12 protein-coding genes are annotated in these 23,376 nt (G+C 46.9%); 3 read left to right on the top strand and 9 right to left on the bottom strand.

Annotation, left to right across the window (positions count from 1 at the left end; all coding sequences use genetic code 11):
* Positions 1 to 73 precede the first annotated feature (73 nt).
* Positions 74 to 1,402 carry an anaerobic C4-dicarboxylate transporter gene (locus AACT42_RS17840; RefSeq protein ID WP_013868401.1) on the top strand — a complete coding sequence of 443 codons (1,329 nt, stop codon included), beginning with the start codon at positions 74 to 76 and terminating at the stop codon, positions 1,400 to 1,402.
* A gap of 126 nt (positions 1,403 to 1,528) precedes the next feature.
* On the opposite strand, the gene AACT42_RS17835 is transcribed toward AACT42_RS17840, so the two are convergent.
* On the bottom strand, positions 1,529 to 10,969 hold the full coding sequence (locus AACT42_RS17835; RefSeq protein WP_094168001.1) for a retention module-containing protein: 9,441 nt from the start codon (positions 10,967 to 10,969) through the stop codon (positions 1,529 to 1,531).
* Between the two features lie 375 nt (positions 10,970 to 11,344).
* On the opposite strand from AACT42_RS17835, the gene AACT42_RS17830 reads away from it, so the two are divergent.
* The gene (locus tag AACT42_RS17830) at positions 11,345 to 12,931 is read left to right on the top strand and encodes an EAL domain-containing protein (RefSeq protein ID WP_088729382.1); all 1,587 of its coding nucleotides are present in this window, start codon (positions 11,345 to 11,347) and stop codon (positions 12,929 to 12,931) included.
* A gap of 34 nt (positions 12,932 to 12,965) precedes the next feature.
* Here AACT42_RS17830 and AACT42_RS17825 read toward each other — a convergent pair whose 3' ends face one another.
* The 8 genes from AACT42_RS17825 to AACT42_RS17790 form a co-directional block, all read right to left on the bottom strand.
* The gene (locus AACT42_RS17825; protein WP_094132986.1) at positions 12,966 to 13,754 is read right to left on the bottom strand and encodes a LytR/AlgR family response regulator transcription factor; all 789 of its coding nucleotides are present in this window, start codon (positions 13,752 to 13,754) and stop codon (positions 12,966 to 12,968) included.
* Complete coding sequence (locus tag AACT42_RS17820; RefSeq protein WP_017042182.1) at positions 13,751 to 14,803, bottom strand: sensor histidine kinase; 1,053 nt, start codon at positions 14,801 to 14,803, stop codon at positions 13,751 to 13,753. Before AACT42_RS17820 ends, AACT42_RS17825 begins: the two co-directional genes overlap by 4 nt.
* Positions 14,803 to 16,104, bottom strand: a complete 1,302-nt coding sequence (locus AACT42_RS17815) for a hypothetical protein (protein WP_094132984.1) — start codon at positions 16,102 to 16,104, stop codon at positions 14,803 to 14,805. The genes AACT42_RS17820 and AACT42_RS17815 overlap by 1 nt, the downstream gene beginning before the upstream one ends.
* A 1-nt stretch (position 16,105) precedes the next feature.
* Positions 16,106 to 16,867, bottom strand: coding sequence for an outer membrane lipoprotein-sorting protein (locus AACT42_RS17810; protein WP_017042180.1), 762 nt, complete (start codon positions 16,865 to 16,867; stop codon positions 16,106 to 16,108).
* Positions 16,860 to 18,119 carry an ABC transporter permease gene (locus AACT42_RS17805; RefSeq protein ID WP_094132982.1) on the bottom strand — a complete coding sequence of 420 codons (1,260 nt, stop codon included), beginning with the start codon at positions 18,117 to 18,119 and terminating at the stop codon, positions 16,860 to 16,862. Before AACT42_RS17805 ends, AACT42_RS17810 begins: the two co-directional genes overlap by 8 nt.
* Positions 18,107 to 18,790: an ABC transporter ATP-binding protein gene (locus AACT42_RS17800; protein WP_020477135.1), complete on the bottom strand. Its 684-nt coding sequence runs from the start codon at positions 18,788 to 18,790 to the stop codon at positions 18,107 to 18,109. Before AACT42_RS17800 ends, AACT42_RS17805 begins: the two co-directional genes overlap by 13 nt.
* Positions 18,791 to 18,804: 14 nt before the next feature.
* Entirely contained in the window at positions 18,805 to 19,623 is an 819-nt protein-coding gene (locus tag AACT42_RS17795) for a hypothetical protein (protein ID WP_094132980.1), read from the bottom strand.
* A gap of 220 nt (positions 19,624 to 19,843) precedes the next feature.
* Complete coding sequence (locus AACT42_RS17790; protein ID WP_017048162.1) at positions 19,844 to 20,752, bottom strand: aldo/keto reductase; 909 nt, start codon at positions 20,750 to 20,752, stop codon at positions 19,844 to 19,846.
* Positions 20,753 to 21,073: 321 nt separating this feature from the next.
* Here AACT42_RS17790 and AACT42_RS17785 point away from each other — a divergent pair, with 321 nt between their 5' ends.
* Complete coding sequence (locus AACT42_RS17785; RefSeq protein WP_094168082.1) at positions 21,074 to 23,122, top strand: alpha-amylase; 2,049 nt, start codon at positions 21,074 to 21,076, stop codon at positions 23,120 to 23,122.
* The last annotated feature ends 254 nt before the right edge of the window (positions 23,123 to 23,376 follow it).

The raw sequence follows: 23,376 nt of genomic DNA, 5'->3' as shown, positions 1-23,376 counted from the left end.
GAACAAGGTTTCATCTTTTTTTAACGTTACGTTAGACAATATTTTCATTAACACCTTTGGATAGGAAACAGATATGTTGTATTTGGAATTTTTATTCCTGCTATTAATGCTCTATATAGGCTCACGCTACGGTGGTATTGGCCTTGGTGTGGTTTCTGGTATTGGCTTGGTCATTGAAGTTTTTGTCTTCAAAATGCCACCCACATCACCACCGATCACCGTCATGTTGATCATTCTTGCCGTTGTCACCTGTGCTTCAATACTCGAAGCGGCTGGCGGATTGAAATACATGCTGCAAGTGGCAGAACGTTTACTGCGTAAGAACCCGAAAAATGTCACTTTGATTGCACCGTTCGTCACTTACGCAATGACGTTTATGCTGGGTACTGGCCATGCGGTGTATTCCATCATGCCGATCATTGGTGATGTGGCATTGAAAAATGGGATCCGTCCTGAACGTCCAATGGCTGCGTCTTCTGTTGCTTCGCAAATCGCGATTACCGCTTCCCCAATCTCAGCGGCCGTTGTCTACTACCTTGCTCAATTGTCGAATATTCAACACGAGATCACCTTGCTCTCTATTTTGCTGGTCACTGTACCTGCGACCTTATTCGGTACGCTGTTGATGTCTTTGTACAGCTTGCGCCGCGGGAAAGAACTAGATGATGATCCTGAGTATCAAGAACGTCTGCAAGATCCAGTGTGGAAAGAGAAAATCCTAAACACAACCGCGACAACGCTGAATGAAACGTTACCCGCGGCAGCGCGTAATTCTGTGTTGATTTTCATTGGTGCGATATTAACCATAGTCGTGCTAGCGATGGTGCCAGAAACACGCACTATTGTTGAAGGCAGTAAACCGATCAGTATGGCGGTGGTTATCCAGATGATGATGCTCTGCTTTGGCGGTATCATTTTACTGGCAACCAAAACCGACCCACGAGATGTACCAAACGGTGTGGTATTCAAATCAGGTATGGTAGCGGCAATTGCCATCTTCGGTATCGCTTGGATGTCGGATACCTATTTTCAATACGCGATGCCTCAGTTTAAATCAGGCATTGTTGAGATGGTTACCGACCATCACTGGACCTTCGCGCTTGCACTATTCATTGTTTCTGTTGTGGTGAACTCACAAGCCGCAGTAGCGGTAATGATGCTACCTGTAGGCCTCGGGCTAGGTTTAGAACCTGCGCTACTGGTGGGATTAATGCCCGCACTGTACGGATACTTCTTCATTCCAAACTATCCGTCAGATATTGCAACGGTCAACTTTGATACCACAGGCACCACCAAAATCGGTAAGTACTACTTCAACCACTCGTTCATGTCCGTCGGTTTAATTGGCGTCGTGAGTGCGTGCTGTTTAGGTTATGTGCTGAGCCAAATCATCATTGGTTAACCCACTGTAAATGCCCCAGACTGATACAGCGCTGGGGTGTGTTTACTGTTAAATAAAAAAGTGCACCCAACTGAGCCTGAAGCCGTTGGGTGCACTTTTTCTTTATTTAACTGCTCTTTTCTTTATTTAAACGTCATGCTTGATAATGTTGTTGTCCAATAAGAAGCCAACAATGTCAATCGACGCCATGCCATCAAAATTGAATTGGCTGGCAAGATCTTGCACCACAATGGTTTGATGTACGTTATTGTCCGTCAGAATTTCCAATTCCACATCCGTCGTGTTGGTCATCACTTTCGCTTCTATCTGATGAGAAGTGTGTAGCGAAACGAGCAGTTGATCCATGGGCAAATGTAAATCGGCCACAACATCAGTGAGATCGATCACATCACCTTCACCAGCGTTGAAATCAGTGATAGTGTCGGTTTGCTCATCAACAGTATCGAGCGTCCATTTAAATATGTCAGCGCCACTTCCCCCAGTTAAGATGTCGGCACCAAGCCCGCCAATCAAGGTATCATTTCCGCCACCACCCACTAAGGTGTCATCACCATCGCCACCTTCAAGGTGATCATGACCACTGCCTCCTAGCAACTGCGCTCCAACATTACCGGCGAGCAATTGCGCATCATCCCCGTTCGTTGATTGATCAATCGTGCTGCCGTCAGGCAATACTTCAATCGCAATATCAATTGATGCAGAAGCTGCACGGCTACCATCCGTTTCTGTTGAGATAGCCGCTACCGACAGAGTGTGTTGCCCTAAATCGAGCCCGCTAACCTGTAATCCGTCGATAGCATCAGCGGAAACAATCCACACTCCGTTTTGCTCAATCACACTGCCCGAGCTACTAGAAAGCGTAGCGCTACTTGGCAGACTGTCGATCTCCAATGACAACACTTCATGGCTATCCGTTAATGCCGCGATTAACCCCAGCAATGCAATACCTTGAGCGCTGATACTTTGGCTAACATACGTCTGCTTCATATAATTAAAGCTCGGATCAAGGGTTAATATCGGCGTATTGGCTTTGGGCGTCACCGCAATACTGACGGTTTCTGTCTCTTCTAGCGCCATACCAGAAACATTGTCGGCATAAACACCACCATCATTGGCCTTAATTGTCAGATCAATATGGTCACTACCAATCGCGGTGGCATCGACAAAAACACCACTGGCGGGATCGCTGCTATTGAGTAGCGCATTAATATCCGATAACGTGCCTTGTAGGACGAGTTCTCCAGCCAAATTGGTGCTCTGCGTGACAGAACTTAACGCGGGGATCACGGCACTGAGCAAACCTTCGCTCACGCTCAAAATCACCGTCATGGGGTCGTTGGCATGTGAGCCTGCATAATCGACATCACTCACACTCAAGCCGGTAACTTTTTGCCCCGCCTCTTCATCAATCGTTGTGGTGACCGTAGCAGTATCAATGGTGGGCGCATCATTGACCGCCTGAACATCAACTGAAACAGTAAACTCACGCGCAGGCCCCAAATGTTCAGTACCGTCCAGCCCTGTATCGACCGACTGCACTTTAATCGTCAGATCTCCCGCCCAAGTGTCCTTATGCCAATCACCAGAATTAAAAATCAGTTTATCTAAGCTTTGTGCATCGGCATTCAACAGCCATACGCCACCACCGATGTAAGTCCCCAGCGTGCCATTAGACAATGCAATACTTGCTCCATCTGGCACCCCGGAAACTTCAATTCGCAACGTTTCTGGCGAGTTTTCACTATGGTTAGCACCGGCTGCAATCGAATCGGCTTTATCGATAATTTGCGCGTTGATATCAATTTCAATGTCAACGCCTTCATCGCCACTCGTTTGCTCAACAGGTTCAACGTCCACCACATCCCCAACGGGCGTAATATCCAATCTAAAGCTGCCGTTATGCTCTACAGGCACACCAAGCAAGGATTCTTGGGTAAAGACCTTGATGCCGATTTCCACTTCGCCACTAAAGTTCTTCGCAGGTTTCATCGCAATATCGGATAAATTGATCGAGGTTTGTGCTGGGTTGTTAATCTGAATGCTCCACTCACCACCACCATTATTTTTCACGGTATAGTCAGAAGAGAGAGAACTCACGACAAAATCCGTCGGCACCCCAGTAAGCTTGATCGACACAAATACCTCAGAGCCATCTGTATCGGTCAGATCAACGGTAAATTCAGAACCCGGTTTAGAAAGGACAATCCACTCATCTTCCAGACCGCTCACTTCAATATTGCTGCTACCACCACTGGAAATAATGACGTCGTCTACCACTGGCGTCACATCAAAACTTACTTGTGTAGTAAATGGTTTATCAGCATCAGTATTAGCCACACCCAACGCATTGGCATTGGTATCATCAAATTGCGTGATATCAGTCACTTTCCCCGCCACGGTAATGTTGACGGTATCATCATCATCGCCAGTCGGATAATTGGGTGCGGGTTTGAAATAAACATTGTCTAATGCCGCAGGTAGCTGAGGCTGACTAAAAGTGATACTGGTACCGAGATCATTGCCTTGCGCATCAACAAAGGTTCCGATATTGGTTCCTTGTAGGGTTAAGGTGACTTCGCTCAGCACCTCTTGTCCTTCCGTAGCGCTATTGCGAATATCAGCAAGGTCAATGTCGAGCGAAAGATGAATAATACCATCTTCATACCCGATGCCGTCATTGGTCGGAACGTCGGACGAGCTTGAAGTCGGCTGATGATTTGCATCTAACCCAAGCGAACCTTCCACAGTCAATGTCGCTTTAGGGTTAATGTTATCATCTTGCGGTTGATGCGTTCCGGGAACATCGGCTACCGGAGAAACTGCCACTGGGATTTGCGTACTGAGGGTTTTTTCATCACCAGAAGCCATGTCTGTCGTCACAAAAGTGATCGGCAAATTAAAGTCGCCAGAGTAATCTTCGGGCAGATGCAGATGCAGATTTTCTAACCCTGAAATCGAGCCATCGGTATTCACGGTACCTTTGTATACATACAAGCCATCAACGAAATCAAAATGACCACCAGATAAACTTGCGCCCGCTGGCAGGACACTTTGCGCGATAACAATACTGAGCTCATCTTCTACACCATCAAAACCTGAAGCGCTCACCATCAATTTATCTTGAATTTGCTGACCTAAATTAATGGCGTTATCTTCGATGCCTAATACAATATCATCCGCATTGCCAGCTAAAGTAATGTCAGCCGCTACCGTGTTGTTGCCCGTAGCCGTGAGCGGAAATTGTAAGGTGAGCTCTGATTGCACTTGTCGAACTACTTTGGCTTCAGAGCTATCTTCCCCTTGGTCATACACTTGGGCAAAAATGGTCACAGTGATGTCGTTATAACCATCACCATCAGGATCGTTACCACTACCTAATGTCAGGCCATTCGGTGCTTTTACACTGAAATTCTGCTCATCAACAATGGTCCATGAACCATCCCCATTATTAATGGCACCAGTAATCAGTAGTTGATCAAGTACCTGTGGCGTAATATTGCTAAAACGCACCACCAGTTGGTCGACCACTTCTAATGATTGGTAACCTTCTGTCGATTGAGTGTCTGCATTATCAAAGCGTATAACGTTCGCATCAGGCTCGCCGCCGGCCGCATCATTAATAGTAAAATAGATCGCACCAGAGGCATCTGCGACAGCTTTGTTTGTGACTACGCCGTTGTCTTCAACACGCAGTTGTCCATCAGCTTCAACTATCGGCCTTACCGTGACATCAACAGAGCCATGAATGACTTTCGAAGCAATACCTTCGCCAGAATTGATTGCATCGACGTATTCGTTGTCTTGCTCTTTAACCACAATCTCAGTGCTCAAGGTAAAATCAGTACTGGAGTGTTCTGGTGGCTGAACTTGAACGTAACCAGTTGTCAGCACTTGCGCTGAGAAATCTTGATCGCTCTGTCCCAGTGCGGGGGTCAAAATGAGCTTGCCGTCACTATCTAAGGTCGTGACAACACCATCGACGTAAATAGTACTACCTGCTGGGAAGCCAGAAAGTGTAACAGAGGCAAAATATTCATCAGCATCAAGATGTTGTTCCTCTTCTGGCTGCCAATGAACATTAATGCGGCTGTCCTCGTTACCAAGCGAGTGTGATTGATAGTTGTCAACAACATCAATCACCGGTGCCACTTTAATGCGAATTTCCGACTCAATTTGACGCGTATGTCCATCATTTTCAGTAACGATGGTGGTCATTTTGATGTTGATGTTTTCGGTCGATGAATGAGATGGCTCAACTCGAATACCTGAATCAACCTGCGCTGAAGTTAGATTCGCCTGATAAATAGGTTGCTGCGCAGTATCGTAACCAACAAATACCAAGTTAATCACGCTACCAACACTGTCATACAGTTTGACACCATCTGGAATGTTCGACAGTAAAACGGTGATCGACTCAGAGCTGTCCGCTGGATTATCCGCAAGCTCACCGGATAACACACTAAAGCCAAAGCCAACGGATTGATTTTCATCAATCGTCGTTTCAATCACTTGCAGACCATTTTCACTAAATTCATTCCAAGTGTTAGTACTGTTTGAGTGAAAATCAATGGTTGGAATGTCTGCTACGCCCTTAACTGAAACATTAACCGTCTTAGCACCTAACGATATTTCATCTGCCACCGCACCCGTAGAAAGATTGACCACATCTTTAATAATCCCTTCAACAGAGAAGGTAAAATCAGCGTTACTATGTAACGGGGGTAGCACTTCAACTTGGTCAAGATATTGTTCAGGAACTTCATAATAAGTATGACCATTGGCATCGGTTATTTGGGATATTTCGCTGGCTCCAGCTCCCAACCAAATCAGTGTGACACCTGTTTCTGAAAAATCAGAGAGACGCACATAGAGTGTTTCTGAACCATCAGAATCAACGGATCCGGCCATCGTAATGACTTCACTTAATAACAAGGGATCGTGATCTGTGGTGGGGTCAACGGTATTTTGCGTAGCGGCATTATCTTCAAAAACATTGATTCGATTGACAGAGAAGCTACCCATATCGGCAACAGGGCTAACATCTATCACGATTTCTTTCGTTTCTGATCGGGCGCTCTCTTTACCAACGTGAGCGTTATTTTGCTCGGTCGTGATCGCTGTGATATCAAGTTTGATCTGACCACTGAAATTATCATTGGGGTCAACTTGTACTTGGTTAATGTTACTCGTACTAACAAGATAATAGTGACCTGAAGCATCCGAGCTCATTACAACCGGCGTACCATCGGCATAAACTAGCTGCGCCTCACCTTCACCTTGAGTAAAGCGGATCTCATACAGGATTGTTTCGGGGGTACTGTTATCTTGTGTCTGCGCTAAAACATCGAGAGTAATATTGTCACTATCTTCTACTGCATCATAATGAAATTGGCTGCTTGAGGTCCAAGTCGCAATATCGGCCACACTTTCCACCTCAATGCGCAATTTCCCGTTCACATTATGATCATGCAGGCCATTATTCAAAACCTGCACAGTAATATTGAGTTGGAAGCCACCGTTAGCGCTGGCGTAGTGACGGTCAGGCACGAAATACAAGTTTTCAACCTTCGCCACGCTGCCCGTTAGACTTTGCTCAACCGCATCAGCTGGTAGTACAAACCGTCCACTGACGACCTCTAGTTTGACATAGACACCAGAGTCGTTGAGATAATAAAAATCACCATGAGCATTACTGGCCGTGATTTTCACTTCACCAAGCGATTCGTTTCGATCTAAATCGTGCAGGTTGACTCGCAAATCCACTTTAAGCGGTGAAGTATCTAAACCCGACTGGTTATCTTGGCTATTAGTGATTTGATTGGGGTCGCTCAACGGAATAGTGATGCCATCGCGTCCAGCATCTTCAGCGCCAATAACATTAGCAACTGTGATAGTGGCATTTCTATCAAGAATATTGATGTTCAACTGTTCGGTTGAGGCATCGCCATCAAAGTCTTGCGCAGTGACATCGACAGTAAATGAAATGGTCGGGTCATCACCATGTTCAAGGCTAGCAACTGGTTTAAATGTCGCGTTACCGTTAGGCGTAATCGTCAGTGTGCCTAAGTCGCGCTCAACACCATTTTTTATTTCGACAACTGTGACCGTTTTTGTGATGCCGTTAAGTTCAATTTCATTCGCTAAGCTTGCGCCATTGCCATCCCTAAATTGAATATCACGACCCACTTCATCAACGGCCACAAATTTAGTGATCGCACCATGATCTGCACCTTGAGTATCCGGCGAGGTATTGTTGTCTTGGCTAAATAAATTGACTGTTTTTATCGCCGTATTTTCAACACTAGTGATGCTTTTATCATGCAAAGTTGGAATATCATCAACAATCGATATTGGCAAACTCGCTGACGCTGAAACATCGCCATCTCTATCAGTTGCGGTAATCGGAAGATCTAAAATATAACTATTTTCACCATTACCCGTCGGGTGGTCGATGGCTTTAAGCAGTTCAAATTGGTAACTATCGGCCGAGCCATTTAGCGTGAGACGAAAAACCACGTCCGTCGTATTCTTAATCACCGCCTCATAAACAGTGACACCATTACTGCTTGAAATTTGGATGATCTCTATCTCTTGACCACCAGACGTTAAATTCTCGACAGGCGTTACAAGCTCCGATAATTGATAACTGACAATACCATCGGCACCGTCAATCACATCAAAATGTCCAGTAATAACGGTGCTGTCTGAACGATCAGAACCAATCGTGGCTAAGTCATCTTCATCCACGCTCTGTTCGCTACCGGCGCGAATGCCGACAATCGTTGGCTTGTCATCAACAATAGTGACAGGCAGTAGAATGTCAGAGGCAGAGGCGTCGCCATCATAGTCCGTCGCCACCACGTTGAAATTCACCAGTCGCTCATCGCTGCCTGCGGCGTGATCAATCGGACCTTGCAAAGTAAAACGGTAACTGCCATCTGCGTTAAGCACTAAGCTAAACACCGCATTGCCACTGGGTGTGGTGCTGGCTTGGTAGCGGTAGTTACCATTGGCATCGATTGTCGCCGCGCCCAAGATCACCGCTTCGCCTTGCGAGGTTAAGCCCGCAAGCGGGTTACTGCTGGTATCCAACTGATAGCTCACCACCTTATCGGCGCTTTGAGTGGTAAACATTCCCTCAGCGAACAGCGGCTCTTTGCTACTGTCTGAGCCCTGCGCTAAATCATCTTCGTCAACGCTGAGCGCTTGCACGCCGGTGATGATTGGCTGATCATCATGGATGGTGACGGGCAGCAGAATGTTGGCGCTGTCGCCATCATAATCGGTTGCCACTACCTTGAAATTTACCAGCAGCTCATCGCTACCCTGCGCATGGTCAATCGGACCTTGCAGGGTAAAACGATAGCTACCATCCGCATTGAGCACCAAACTAAACACCGCATTGCCGCTCGGTGCAGCGCTAGCTTGATAGTGGTAGTTGCCGTCGGCATCGATTGTCGCCGCGCCCAAACTCACCGCTTCACCTTGCGAAGTTAGGCCTGCAAGCGGGTTACTGCTGGTATCCAACTGATAGCTCACCACCTTATCCACACTTTGAGTAGTAAAAACTCCCTCTGCAAACAGCGGCTCTTTGCTGCTGTCTGAGCCTGACGCTAAATCGTCTTCGTCAACGCTGAGCGCTTGCACGCCCGCGATGATTGGCTGATCATCATGAATGGTGACGGGCAGCAGAATGTTGGCGCTGTCGCCATCATAGTCAGTTGCAACCACCTTGAAATTCACCAATAGCTCATCGCTCCCCTGCGCATGGTCAATTGGCCCTTGTAGGGTAAAACGATAACTGCCATCTGCGTTAAGCACTAAGCTAAATACCGTCTGACCGCTTGGGGTAGTATTTGCTTGATAGAGGTAGTTACCGTTGGCGTCAACTGTCGCCGCGCCCAATACCACAGCTTCACCTTCAGAGGTTAACCCAGCGATGGGGTTGATGCTGGTATCAAGCTGATAACTCACTACCGTATCGGCCCCTTGGGTGGTGGTGAAATAGCCTTCGGCGAACAACGGCTCTTTGCTACTGTCTGAGCCTGACGCTAAATCGTCTTCGTCAACGCTGAGCGCATCCACGCCAATGATTTCGGGTTTATCGTCAATAATGTTGATTGGTAAACGCACACTTTCAGAGCTATCGCCATCATAATCGGTTGCCAATACCGAAAGGTTGAGTAATAACTCATCACTATTGACTGGATGATCCAGCGCGCCTTGTAACGTAAACTGGTAACGACCGTCTGGGTTTAATATCAACTCAAAAATAGGCTGGCCATTGGCGCTCGCCTGATAGGTATAAACCCCGTTCAATGACGAGGATGAGGCCAATTGCACCGCAACACCAGCCGAGGTTAACCCCGCCAACGGATTAGCACTTAAATCCAACTGATAGCTTTCAATTTGATCAGAACCCAATTGGGTATCAAACTGTCCTGAAACGGTAATCGTCTGTGAAGCACTGGCATCCGAGCCGATATTTGCCAAATTATCCTCATAAACGGACGTCGACGGTTCATCGGACATAACAGGGTTATTACCATCACCAATACTGATTGCGATAGAAATCGGCGAGCGAATAGGATTTCCACCCGCATCAGAACCGGTTACATCAAATTGAATCGCAATTTGATCATTGGCAAAAGAGACTAAGCCGCCACCCACGGAGGGAACATGGTCAATCGGTTGACTAATGGTCGTCACTATCTCTAAGTTGATGTCTTTACCGACAGACGTCGCCACTAAATCAATCCGTAGCACTTCACTGCCGTCAAGTTCACCGACAATATGGTTAGCCGTAGCATCATAACGAAAGCTTACCGCTCGCCCAGCCGAAGTAATATCGCTATTCAGCTCTGACAATAGCGCAGCTAATGAAAGGGATTCAGGGACAAAAGAGGCGGCATCCAGTGGCAGATCTCCCGCCGCGATTAAAACATTTGCCGTCACTGATTGTGGATACGAATTTAGTGAGAGCGAACCTTCAACTAATGCCGCTGATAATGATTCACCCCCAGCGGTAAAACGCAACGGACTCAAATTCGTTTCAGTCAATGATTGCTGAGCATCACGCCCTGCAGTTTCGAAAAACGTACTCGCCAATACTTCTGCAAAATTGTAATCAATGGTGATGAACCCAGCATTTGCAGAGCCTTCACCACCGGCTCCGGCGGCGGTTGCTTCAAGTATTTGGGTCGGGTCTTGGCCATCTAAAATGGCTTGTTGGATGGCAGCAATATTGTCTGCGTCAAAACTCACCTCGTCTAATAAGCTCAGATCAGCGTTGATCTCGCCTTCAATCGGAAATTGAACTAAGTCAACTGAGCTCTCAGAATCTGGTGACGCATTGCTAAAACAAGTAATACAATTCTGATCGACTACGGTCGCTTGACCATTAAGCAGTATCGTCACCGACGAATGATTCACTGTGATTAAGATTTCATCTTTATTTAATTGATCACCCGCGCTTACTTTACGCGCATTACCTTTGGCATCTGCTGCGATAACATCACCAACCACTTCTTGTACTAACGCAGGTTGAACAACCACATGTAAATCCATAGAGCCCCCAGATACTTCTTTAGCAAATCGATTCAGAAAACGAGCAATAGACAACTGTTATTTTAGTCGCAATTGATTATGCAAATTTATATTTATGTAAATTACATCACTGAGCATAATTGTGCGTTAAAGCATCACTAGCGTCAAAACAGAGTCTGGCTAGCGAAACGCCACATAAGAAAACCTATCGGCTTGTATATTAAGAAAAATATGAAATTAGAGACGTTTAGCAAAGAGATTGGCAAGCAGATTACTGCACATCATCTCATTTTTGAGACGGTTACTTAGGTTACGTTTAGGGATTAATTACTTATAGTAATCAACATCAAAGCAATACTGATTTTTACTGGTAATAACCTATGAGCACTGTCTGTAATGCACAATAATAATGACAGTTCACCGAGCACATTTAGCATAGCAAAAGGAATACTGTCGACAAAGGTAAGCACATTCGCACCTATTTTGGGTATTTTCTTTTTTGTGTTCGCTTTGGCGATAATTAAAAACTTTTACGACACTAATCGGCTGGCAACCCGTTTCGGTGAACAAGCCATTACACAACTGGAACATCACATCAATCAAACGTCGGATGAACTGAACCAGTTAAGTAAAAACATTTCAAAGCACTGCCAAAGAGAAGACATCATTGCTCTGAGGAGCTATGTATTTCGCTCGAAAATGGTCAAAGAAGTGGGCATGTACAACGCTCACGGGACTATTTTTTGCACCAGCAATGAAGGCCATACCACCATTCATTTGTACAAACATATTCTTGACAGGCTTAAACAATCTCCAACGAATACGACCATTTCATTAACAAAATCTCGCAGTAAAGAGCAGACATTTTTTGTCTATGCTTCACAGCCAGATATGAGCGGCCTCAATGCACTGATGCCTCCAGAACAGTTTATGAACCTAGTCGCTCCTAAACTTGCCAAATGGCACTACGGCTATCAGGTCAACGTGTTAAGCCAAAGTATTCGCAGTGATCAGGAAGAGATCGATTCTGCTCATACTAGCTTTCTCTTTAAATCCGAGCATTACCCACTCTCAATTCAGATCTACTTAAATAACGGATCTTATGCTTACCATTTTCTCGATAACTTATGGCTTGTCTTGCTTACAGCAAGTATTATCTCTTTGATTTATCTTGCTTATCACAACTATTACCTCAGCCGAAATACCTTAGAAGTCTCTTTGAGAGAGGCAATATCAAACCATCAGTTGGAACTCTATTTACAACCGATCGTCGATATTACCGAGAATAGAATTGTTGGTAGCGAAGCGCTACTGCGCTGGAATGAACCCTCTCAAGGCTATATTTCACCCACCATTTTTATCCCGTTGTCAGAGCGTATTGGCGTGATTCACCAAATCACCTACCGTGTGTTGAAATTGGTGACAGAATGTGTGGAGCAGCACAAACATGCGTTGCACGATCAATACATCAGCATCAACATCAGCCGGTTATTGATCATTGATAATTACTTTATGGATTACATGAAACGCTACGCGACAAAACACCCAGCGATTGTTCCACGACTTCTGCTAGAGATCACCGAAGACAACCATTTCAACGTGGACGAGTTGAAGTTAGCCATGGAAAACTTACAACGACTGAAACAGCTAGGCTTTAAAATCGCCATTGACGATTTTGGCACTGGCTACTCGGGTTTAAATTTTATCCACCAACACGACTTCCACACTCTCAAAATTGATCAAGTGTTTATTAAAAGCTTGCATCAAAATTCAGCCATTACTTCGGTGTTAGTGTCGATGATTAAACTAGCAAAGCAATTGAACATGCGGCTGATTGCTGAGGGCGTTGAGAACCAAGATCAGGTGAGAGAATTAGAGCTGTTGGGTGTACGTTACATCCAAGGTTTTTATTATTCTGAACCTATGTCTGTGGATGCTTTCTTCCAATTTACCCTGTCCGCCAAGCAGATCGCACACCGCTAATCACGCGATCAATCGAACGGCGGTTTAAATTAAGTTACGACTTAAATTGAGCTTGCAGCGCACGGCTGACGGGTAACTTATCATGACCAATCAAGACGTACATTTTACCCGTGAACTCTTTTTTCACTTTATCTATCTTGGCAACATTCACTGCCGTTGAACGGTGAATTTGCCAAAACTGATTCGGGTCAAGCTGCTGCAGCAACTCTTTCAATGAACTGCGCAGTAAGAACTCCTGCACTCCAGAATCACTCTTTACATATATGGATAAATATTTGTCTTCAGCTTTGGCGTACAACATATCCGCCACCGAAATCAGGTGAATATCTTCACCTTTTTGAACTTTTAACCAGCTTAAAAACGACGGCGATGCCTGTTGGCTTATATGCTGTATCTGCTGTAAAAGGGTTTGCAAATCAGGTAATTGTCGCTCAGAAGAATGCTCGGCTAATCTTAGCTGCAACTTAGTACAGCACTGCACTAAACGCGCTTCAGAAAGCGGTTTCAATAAATAATCCGCCGCATTGGCTTCAAAAGCTTGAATGGCATACTCATCATAGGCGGTGATAAATACAATCAGTGGTGGCTTTGCCAAACCAGCCAATTGCCTCGCAAGCGACATACCATCCATTTCTGGCATTCGAATATCAATAAAGGCCACCTCCGGCTGATGCTGCTCAATCATGGACAATGCCACGCGTCCATTTTCGGCTTTCGCGACAATATCGAGCTCTGGCCACACTTCTCCTAATGCACGGTTTAAATGATGCCGCAATAGCGGTTCATCATCAGCAATAATAGCGGTCGCAGAGACAGTACTCATGTGGCACTTCCTTGTAGTTGGTCCAATAATAGCCGCTTTATTCTAATCGTTGCCGTCACGCCAGCATCATGATTTTGGGCGATAGTGAGACACGCATCATCAGCGAATAGGCCGCTTAAGCGTTGGCGAATATTATCCAACGCAATACCATGTCCTGCTGAAAGAGCACTCGGCTGCAATCCAATGCCACTGTCACAGACACTGACTTCAAACCACTCGTCATAAATTTCACTTTTGATGGTCACTTTCCCCCCCGCGGCTTTAGGCTCAATACCATGGCTAACAGCATTCTCAACCAAAGGTTGTAACAGCATCGGCGGCAAAGGAATGTCATCCGCGGCACCAGGCATTGCAATCTCATAATCCAGCCTATCACCTAAACGAATTTTTTGAATACCCAAATACGCATCGACTAAATGTAACTCTTCACGTAGCGTTGTGGTGCGATTGCGGTTACTACGCAGCGAACCACGCAATAAGTCGGTTAGTTTTTCGAGCATCATTTGCGCTTTATAAGGCTCAGAGCCAATCAACACGCTGATATTGGCAAGCGTATTAAATAAGAAATGGGGTTCAATTTGACTTTGTAACTGCTGCAACTGGCTCAAAATCAAGGCTTTCTCTTGTTCAGATTGACGCCGTTTGGAGGCTTCCAGCGCTTTTTCAGCAATCAGCTTTTGTTCATGCGCGTAGAAGTAGAAAAAGCAAACGCCAGTAAAAACGAAACCGAGAAAAATCACTGGTTTCATTGCTGAAAAATGACTAAAGTGCGCGTATTTACTAAGCCATAAATAAGCGTGTAACGTACCGAAAATCATCGACCCCGTGAGCGAAAAAACGTTCACTAAGCGTGCGGACAACTGCGGTGCGAAGCGACTCAGTAAGTGAGCAATGGCCACTGCGCTGTAACCGTAGCCAAAGCTTATTGCTAAGTGCAACGTGATGTCACTGGGCCAAATGGCCTGAGTAGTAAAGGCGATCACCACACAAAACAGCGAAGTAAATAACAAGCTTTTGGCAAGATTTCGAATTTCAACTTTCTCGCACATTAGAATTTCCCTTTCATATTTAATAGAATCATATGCTTATCTGGTAAGTTTGCATATGTAGAGTCAGCAGGCCCAGTCATAAAACGGGCGGCCAATTCGATTTCGATAGAGGCTGTACCCGAATCGTACACTGAGTAATTGAGCCATTGGGTAACGATCACGCCGCTATCTTGCGGTGCAATCAGCACATCAAGTGTCGGCACTAAGCCTTGCAACCATTCAATACTCTGGCTCCACGGCCAATGATGCCAAGCTTGGCTATCTAACGAAGCATGCAACATCACATTATGCTGCACGAGATTCACGTGGTTATAGCCTTGTGCGTAAGACCAACCTAACGCTTGATTATGCTGATAACGAACCGAATCCGCGTTGCTCTGCGCTTGTTGCCACTGCTCTTTTCCCCAACTGCGACTGTCGAACCAATATTCTGCAATGACGCTTTGCCCATCACTTCCCGACCAGTTGAACCCTATCAGCGCCTGATAGCCTTGCGTTCGTGATTCAAGAACCATGCGCGATTCAATCTCTTGTTGTTGAGAGTAAACTGCTTGAGCCAACGCGCTGGGCCGTTGGTACGCCAAATAGTGACGCTGATAGAGCGCTGATGCATGCACTTCCCATGCGTCAGTGAGCACAGTAACAAACGAGCTACCCAGCACGCCGCGTCGAACGTCATCATAATAAGCAATCGCCTGCCATTCGGCATTGCCCATCAACTGATAACGCCTTACGCCCACCCCTTGTTGTTCGGTCATTTGTTGTAATTCGCTGCCTTGCTGCTCTGTCCAAGAAGAATCCGTATAAAAAAGCGTCCATTCACCTTGCTGGTCATAATAAGAAGCAGAGAGCGTTCCGGCCCCCTCTTCTACCTGAATACCGACCGGATTGCGGCGATAAGGCTGAAAGAGATCAAGCGGACGATAACCGTAGCCAACTCCCCAATCCAAGCGCACTTTTCCTAGTGTCAGCTCAAACGGCACATCAGCCAGCACTAGGCTGCCTTGCCAAAACAGTTCTTGTAGAATGAACTCGCTGTCGGCGTGCTGCTGTGCATCGCTACTCCACAAGGCGTTTTGTTTGATAGCCACTAGACCCAACCAGCCATGCCACCTCATTTCTACATCCAATAACACCTCAATCTGCTGCGTATCGCGCGCTTGATTACTAGGAAAAAAAAGGCTGTCGCGATGCGCCGTGGTGGATGCGCTCATTACCCAATCCCAATCAAAACTGGGGGCTTCTGCCCGCGCAGCTAAGCTCAATACGCTGGTTAAAAAAGCGAACGCAACACGCTTCATCTCATAACTCCGATAAACTGTTACGAGTCAGATAGGCGGGGTTGTAATATTTTTCATCTAGCTCCATGGGCTCGATGTGTTGATACTCAACCACCGTTTTTTTGGTCGGTTGAATTTGATCAAGCAGCGTCATACTGGTTACGCGCATTCGTCCCTCTTTTTCACCAGCGCGAAACCAAGCCTGCTTGGCCAGTTTCCCAGAACGTAAATACAAAGAAGCTTTGATTGGGAAATCGTTCTCTTTATCCAACCATAAGATAATTTGCTGGTAGTTCGCCCCTTCTGTGACAGCCAGTAATGACAACTTATGCGTCAGGTAAGGTTGACCATTGGGTGTTTCTATCTGTTCTTCACCCATCAATTGACTTTGGTAATCCTCGCTCCACGTCAGTGTTGAAATATCGCCCACCGAAGCCTCACCAAGCAGTTTTTGCATTGGCGTAATACGAATAGGGCGGCGGCTTTTTGGCATCAACAACCAGTAGTTTTCATCGAGCATCAGCATTTTTTGCCCCGCTTCAACGGAGGATTTGAACACCACTAACGAGTCGCGATTGGCTTTGGTATACACGTGATATTGACGCGTTTTATCGAGCTCACCACGTTCATAAAGCGACACCAAAGAGACGACTTTGGCCGCGCTGTAACCAAGGCGATATTGGTCGGCGTTTTTGGTCATTTGCCCTGCATCCAGCGCCGCCCAGCCAGCGGCCGAGTAGCCACCGCTAAGCGTGATCAGTAATAACATCATCCATTTATACATAAGCCAGTGCCTCCGTGATTGGCTTGTTGACTCCTTTGCGTGCCGACAACCAAGCCGCTGCAATACAAATGCTCAGTACGCCAAGCGCACTCAGCAGAACCAATTCCCATGAAAAATAAATATGTAAAGGATACCCTTCCGTGCGTCCTGGTGGTGGTGGCATTTGCACATCGACTACCATCAATAACACGCTTGCTAGGGCATTGAATGCCGCACCCACCAGCGTGCCTAAAATGGCTAGCAGTACGGCTTCGCGTATGAAGCTGGCGACGATTTCATTTGGGTAAGTGCCAAGCGCCGACAGCGTTCCGATTTCACGTGTTCTCTCCGTGACCGACATGGTTAAGGTGTTAAATAGCGCGACGAAGACCACCAACCCCATCACCAAGCCCATGATGCCGAAGATGCGATCGTAAAGATCTTTTACTTTTTGATAAAAAAACGCGCGCTGCTGCCAAGGCGTCACTTGAATCGCTTGGCGAAGGCTCATTAATGACAGTTTGTTTTCAACCCAATGCCGCATGCTTTCTGTCTGTTCGGTGCTAAACAAAAACAGCGATAAGGTGCTCACTTTATTCGAAGCTAACAGCTCAGAGGCCGATTGAATGTGCAGATACAATTGGCGTTTATCCAATTCAGGCACACCCGTGGAATAGATGCCGTGCACTTTGAAATCAACCGCGTTGAGCGCGCCATCAGCGGTACTGGTCAGTAAAGTAACCCAGTCGCCAATCGAAACATTTAAGTTTTTGGCGAGATCCACCGCCAGCATCACTTCTGGCTCACTCGCATCAAATCGAGGGGAGTCAATATTGGACAAGGTTTTGCCTTGGCGAACGTCCAAAAATGGCCCTTTCATATCAAACTCTTTATGGTTAACGCCGGAACCGACAAAAATGGTCGATTTGCTACCGTTAGAGACCAACCCGCTAAACTCAATGCGTGGCTGAATGCCTCGTATCCGCTTATCGTCGATTAATCGCTCAACAATCAACGCACTGTCGGCAATCCCATTAGCCAGTGGTGACTCTTCATCTTGCTCAAAAAAGCCCGGTTGGCTGAGCGTTAAATGCCCGGTGTCGCGCGCAGTGGATTCGCGCAGTGCTTGGTAAGTGTAAAGGCCAAATCCTCCGGCGCTGGTCAATGCGAAAACAGCAATGGCAATGATCAATACCGAAAGCAGGCTGCGGCGGCGATTACGCAGTAAGTTCAGCGCCGCCATACGCCATTCCATAGAAATCAGCTTGCCCATTTCATCGCCTCCTGAATCACTTTGCCATCCACAAGCTGCAAGGTTCGGTCGCAGCGGTTGGCCATGCGCGCGTCGTGCGTAGCCACAATAAAAGTGGTGCCCATTTCGTGTCCAAGACTTTTCATGATGTCGATCACCACATTGGCGGTATGGCTGTCTAAACTGGCGGTCGGTTCGTCGGCAATCACCATTTCAGGGTTATGGATCAGCGCGCGCGCAATGGCTACGCGCTGTTGCTGGCCGCCTGAAAGATGATCCGGCCGGTGGTGAGCCAGCGTTTCTAACCCCACTTTGGCTAGCATAGTGCGCGTTAAAGTACGCTGATCGCGCAGGCTGTAGCCGTTTAGCATCAATGGGTAAGCAATATTTTCCGCCGCTGTCATCACCGGAACTAAGTTGAATTTTTGGAAAACGAAGCCTAACTTTTTGCGGCGCAGCGCCGCCGCTTCTCTTGGATCGGTTGGGTAAGGGTAACCCGCCAGTTCAATGTCACCCTGGTAATCTTGATCAAGCAGACCCAAGATATTGAGCAAAGTGCTTTTTCCCGAACCTGACGGGCCGCACAGCGCTAGCATTTCACCTTGTTTGACTTCGCCATTCACCGCGCTCAACGCCAGCAGCGGCTGCATACCTAATTGATAGGTTTTACTGATCTGTTCAAATCGTAGCATTTTGTTGCCCTCCCTCATTCGCTTTTCAATTCATGCGTTTTTTCAGTCAATCCGTTTTCAATCAACGCATTTGTAATCAAAGCCTTGGCTTGGATGATTTGCGGATGCTCTGCTGGCTGGTTGTCAACTTGCTTGCCTTGCTTCTGATGAGTTTGCATCTGAGCAAGCCATTGCTCTGCTTGAGGAGTGTCGTTGGCACGAAGGGCGGCTTGAATGGCGTATCGATAAACCCATGCGGTGGCGGCAAAAGGTTGTGCAGTTAATTCGGGTTCAACAAGAAGGTCGAGATACAAATCATAACCACGCTCAAAATGGTTGAACATATCGGGCAGTGAGGTGTAAGTCGCAGCCGAAACCGCGCGCGTTAAATAGCTATCCGGCAGCCCCATGACGCGCTCTTGTTCAGCAAGCGGCTGCGGGTGATTGCTGAGTAAAGTCAGGCCTTTGTCTATGGTGGCCAAGCCTTCTTCGACGTATCTCATCTTATTCCAAGGCATGAATGCATCACGCCCTTGCAGGGTTTGTGCACTGCCCAGATAAGCTAAGCTGAGCGGTTTGGCCCCTTGCTGTTTAATCAACTGCTCTAGTTGGTGAAGCACAAGTTCCACTTTGTCACTGTCGCCTTCGGCCGCTTGGTTGTACTGCATAATTAAAGCGTCGCTTGGATTAGCTTGAACAGCCGTGATACCCAGCAGCAACCCGACACTGAGTAGCAGGTTGCGAAGTGAGCGTGAATAAGAAAATGTCGTCATCATGATGGTCCCTTTCATTCGTTGGTGATGAAATTTGCTTGATGACGACAGATTACGCAGCAAATAGGCCAGATGCGCCACTTTGCGATAAAGGGGGATTATGCAGCGTTAATGGCAGGCTGGATGACGTGAATGGGAAGTAGACAAAAAAACCAGCCACTGAGGGCTGGTTGGGAGAGTGAGATTAAAACCTAATCGTAATACTGAAATAATAGCAATACGAAAAGCGTATCGCGGGGCAAAAACATCTGTTTTCAAAAGCATCTGTTCTAAAAAGCACCTGTTCCAAAAAACATCCGCTCTATGGCACGCCATGCCCTTTGGCGGCGACCCAAACCCGATACCACTGCTCGCGGGTCAGCTCTAAATCAAGCGCGGCAATTGCCGCTTTAACGCGATCAATTTTGCCAGAGCCAATAATCGGCAGCGGCTTAGAAGGCAGACGCAATACCCAAGCGTAAATAACCTGATCAATGCTGTCTGCGCCGATCTCTTGAGCGATCGCTTCTAGCTCACTGCGCACACGTTGGGCTTGTTCAGTCTGGCCGTTAAAAATCTCGCCACCAGCTAAACAAGACCAAGCCATTGGGCGAATGCGCTGCGTTTGCAAATGATCCAAAGTGCCATCGTGCACCACATCGAAATTGAGCGGGTTCATCTCCACTTGGTTGGTCACTAACGGTTTACCTAGGCGAGATTGCAGCAGTTCAAACTGGCGCGGGCTGAAGTTAGATACACCAAAGTGCTTCACTTTGCCCACTTTGCGCAGTTCAGAAAACGCTTCGGCGACTTCATCGGCATCCATCAAGGCATCTGGGCGGTGGATCAACAGCAGATCGATTTCGCTCACACCAAGTCGTTCCAGCGAATTATTGACCGACTGATAGATATGCGCAGAACTGGTATCGTAGTGGTTTATCTTACGCTGCGGCGTTTTTGCGCCACACAAATTGATGTCGCACTTAGTGACGATTTGGATCTGCTCGCGCAGCGCGGGCTCCAGCGCTAAGGCTTCACCAAACAGTTTCTCGCACTGGTAGTTACCGTAAATATCCGCATGGTCAACCGTGCTAATGCCCAATTCAATGTGCTGTTTTAAAAACGTTAAACGCTGTTGTGGCGTCATGCCCCAATCTGCCAAACGCCAGTAACCTTGTACTAGCTCTGAAAAATCTGGCCCTTGCGGCGCGATTGTTACTTTAGCAACCATTGGTTGTCTCCTTTGACTTAATTGCCGTCATCCTAAGCAGGTTTCGATGACGGCTCAATGAATCTACCGAATAAGTTAAGATTACGCGCCGAAGTTGTGAGATTCACTACACGTTGACAATTTATATCGCTGGAAAATTCATCGCTTCTACGCCCCCAAGCCATGCTTTGTGATCAACGCCAAATTCTTAAGGCTTAGGCACAAGAATGATGTCAACTTCTCTCTCTGCTTTTATTGTTAGCGATGAAGCACCTCGCCCTACAGCGACTGACGATAATGCAAAAACAAATCACCCTAACCCATGAAGGCCAAGGATAGAGCATGAAATTCTCAACGTTAACACTCGCACTTTGCGCTGCCGCGCCTGTTGTGTTTGCCGCGCCCAATCTGACCATTTCGACCACCACGACTAGCCGCGACTTTCCGCTGGATGCGAAAACGCCTTTAGTCATTCCCTTGACCAAAGAAAGCTACACAATAAAAGTGTCAGGGATTGAGGGTCAGTGCAGCGCGCCGGCTCAGCAGAGCATCAAATTCAACGCGCCCATTGCTCTCAATTGTGGGCAAGAAACCGAACTGCCGCTGACGATACGTTTCACTGGCGATTACGCCTTCGCTTATGATGACGAGCAGCAGACCTTAACCTTTGTCCGCCAAGCCAAAAAATCCACTACTAGCAAATTTAAACGGCCGATACCGAGTGTTTCGTGCGAGCAGTACCAAGGCGGCGAAGTGACCTTACAACTGGGCAATACGTTCCCCGATGGCACACGACTAAAAGAGACATTTACCGGCCAAATCCTCAGCGTGAAAAATAGCCAAGTCACCTTAATGCCGTCACCAACCAGTGGTGGATTGGTGCTGCTTGCCCCCGCAACGGATGCCGCCAGCGAACCCTTTACCTACCGCAATGCCACGATTTACTTTGTGATGGTGGACAGATTCAACAATGGTGACCCAAGTAACGACAATAGCTATGGCCGTAAAAAAGATGGCAAAGAAGAAGTGGGCACTTTCCACGGTGGCGACCTAAAAGGTGTGATTGCCAAACTCGATTACATCAAAAGCTTAGGCACCGACGCGATTTGGCTTTCGCCGATTGTGGAACAGGTGCACGGTTTTGTCGGCGGTGGTGACAGTGGCTCGTTCCCTTTTTATGCCTATCACGGTTACTGGACGCGTGATTTTACCAAGATCGATCAAAATTTTGGTGATGAGGAGGATCTCAAAACGCTGGTCACTGAAGCGCATAAACGAGGCATAAAAATCTTGCTCGATGCGGTGCTCAACCATTCCGGCTACGCCACCTTGGCTGACCTGCAATTTGATCAGATTGAGGTGGTTAATCCCCAAAATTTACCGCAAAAATGGGTTGATTGGATGCCGAAAGCTGAAGAAAACTGGCACAGCTACAATCAATCCATTGATTATCAAAGCGCCAACTGGTCGCAGTGGTGGGGCAAGGATTGGGTTCGCGCTGGGTTGCCCGGCTACCAGAAACCCGGATCTAGCGATATCACGATGACGCTGGCCGGCTTACCGGATTTTCGCACTGAATCAACACAAGCGGTGACGCCGCCGCAGTGGCTACTTAATAACCCCGGCACTCGCGTGGTAGCGCGCGAACAGTATAGCGTTACCGATTACTTAATTGAGTGGCAAACCGATTGGGTTAAACGCTTTGGTATTGATGGTTACCGCGTCGACACCGTAAAACATGTGGAAGGCGAGGTATGGCGACGCTTAAAAAGCGAGGCATCACGCAGTTTAGATGCTTGGCGCGAGCAAAACGGGCAGCAAGGGCAACCCTTTTGGATGATGGGCGAAGTATGGGGCCATTCAGCTTACCGCAGCCCCTATTTTGATGATGGCTTTGATGCACTGATCAACTTTGATATGCAAAAAAGAGTCGATAAAGGCGCAGCCTGCTTAAGCCAAATGGCGATGGTGTACCGCGACTACGCGCAAACGCTAGCGAAATACCCAGATTTTACCCCCGTGAGCTACCTCTCTTCTCACGATACCGAGCTGTTTTTTAGCCGTTTTAACTCCTTTGAAATGCAGCGTAATGCCGCCAATGCATTGCTTCTCGCACCGGGTGCGGTGCAAATTTACTACGGTGATGAAGTCGCACGTCAAGTTGGCCCTTACGCCGATGATTTTCACCAAGGCACGCGTTCTGACATGGTGTGGTCACTGGATGAAGAGCGACAAGCGCTGCTGAAGCATTGGCAAACGCTAGGCCAATTTCGTCAATCGCACCCTGCCATTGGCGCAGGTATTCATCATGAGATTGAACAGAAAAATGCCTATCTGTTCTCTAGAACGTTAAATAATGACCGTGTCGTTATTGCTTTTGTTGGCCGTTAAACCCACCACAGAGGTAGTTGCAAACACCATAGTGACTGCCTCTGTTTCTTCACCATTTTTTTGGTCAAATAATTTAAACTCACCCACCAAAACATCAATATTATGAACGTGTTGAAGCATAAAAATTAACTTTAGCACAAGCTAAACCAATTACCCTGCCAAATAAGCACAACTCTACTGGTCATACCAAAACTGTCAACTTTTCATTTGATTTACAAATACTTACACACTATCATTCGCCGCTAATTGAAATA

The organism is Vibrio sp. V15_P4S5T153 (assembly GCF_963874485.1).
Classification (GTDB): domain Bacteria; phylum Pseudomonadota; class Gammaproteobacteria; order Enterobacterales; family Vibrionaceae; genus Vibrio; species Vibrio anguillarum.
The sequence above is the reverse complement of the archived record's forward strand: the minus strand, read 5'-3'. Positions and strand labels throughout refer to the sequence as shown.

Coding starts and splice junctions, on each gene's coding strand:
- AACT42_RS17815 (WP_094132984.1), bottom strand. CDS start 16,104: ATGAAGCGTGTTGCGTTCGCTTTTTTAACCAGCGTATTGAGCTTAGCT.
- AACT42_RS17840 (WP_013868401.1), top strand. CDS start 74: ATGTTGTATTTGGAATTTTTATTCCTGCTATTAATGCTCTATATAGGC.
- AACT42_RS17785 (WP_094168082.1), top strand. CDS start 21,074: ATGAAATTCTCAACGTTAACACTCGCACTTTGCGCTGCCGCGCCTGTT.
- AACT42_RS17810 (WP_017042180.1), bottom strand. CDS start 16,867: ATGTATAAATGGATGATGTTATTACTGATCACGCTTAGCGGTGGCTAC.
- AACT42_RS17805 (WP_094132982.1), bottom strand. CDS start 18,119: ATGGGCAAGCTGATTTCTATGGAATGGCGTATGGCGGCGCTGAACTTA.
- AACT42_RS17830 (WP_088729382.1), top strand. CDS start 11,345: ATGCACAATAATAATGACAGTTCACCGAGCACATTTAGCATAGCAAAA.
- AACT42_RS17825 (WP_094132986.1), bottom strand. CDS start 13,754: ATGAGTACTGTCTCTGCGACCGCTATTATTGCTGATGATGAACCGCTA.
- AACT42_RS17800 (WP_020477135.1), bottom strand. CDS start 18,790: ATGCTACGATTTGAACAGATCAGTAAAACCTATCAATTAGGTATGCAG.
- AACT42_RS17790 (WP_017048162.1), bottom strand. CDS start 20,752: ATGGTTGCTAAAGTAACAATCGCGCCGCAAGGGCCAGATTTTTCAGAG.
- AACT42_RS17820 (WP_017042182.1), bottom strand. CDS start 14,803: ATGTGCGAGAAAGTTGAAATTCGAAATCTTGCCAAAAGCTTGTTATTT.
- AACT42_RS17835 (WP_094168001.1), bottom strand. CDS start 10,969: ATGGATTTACATGTGGTTGTTCAACCTGCGTTAGTACAAGAAGTGGTT.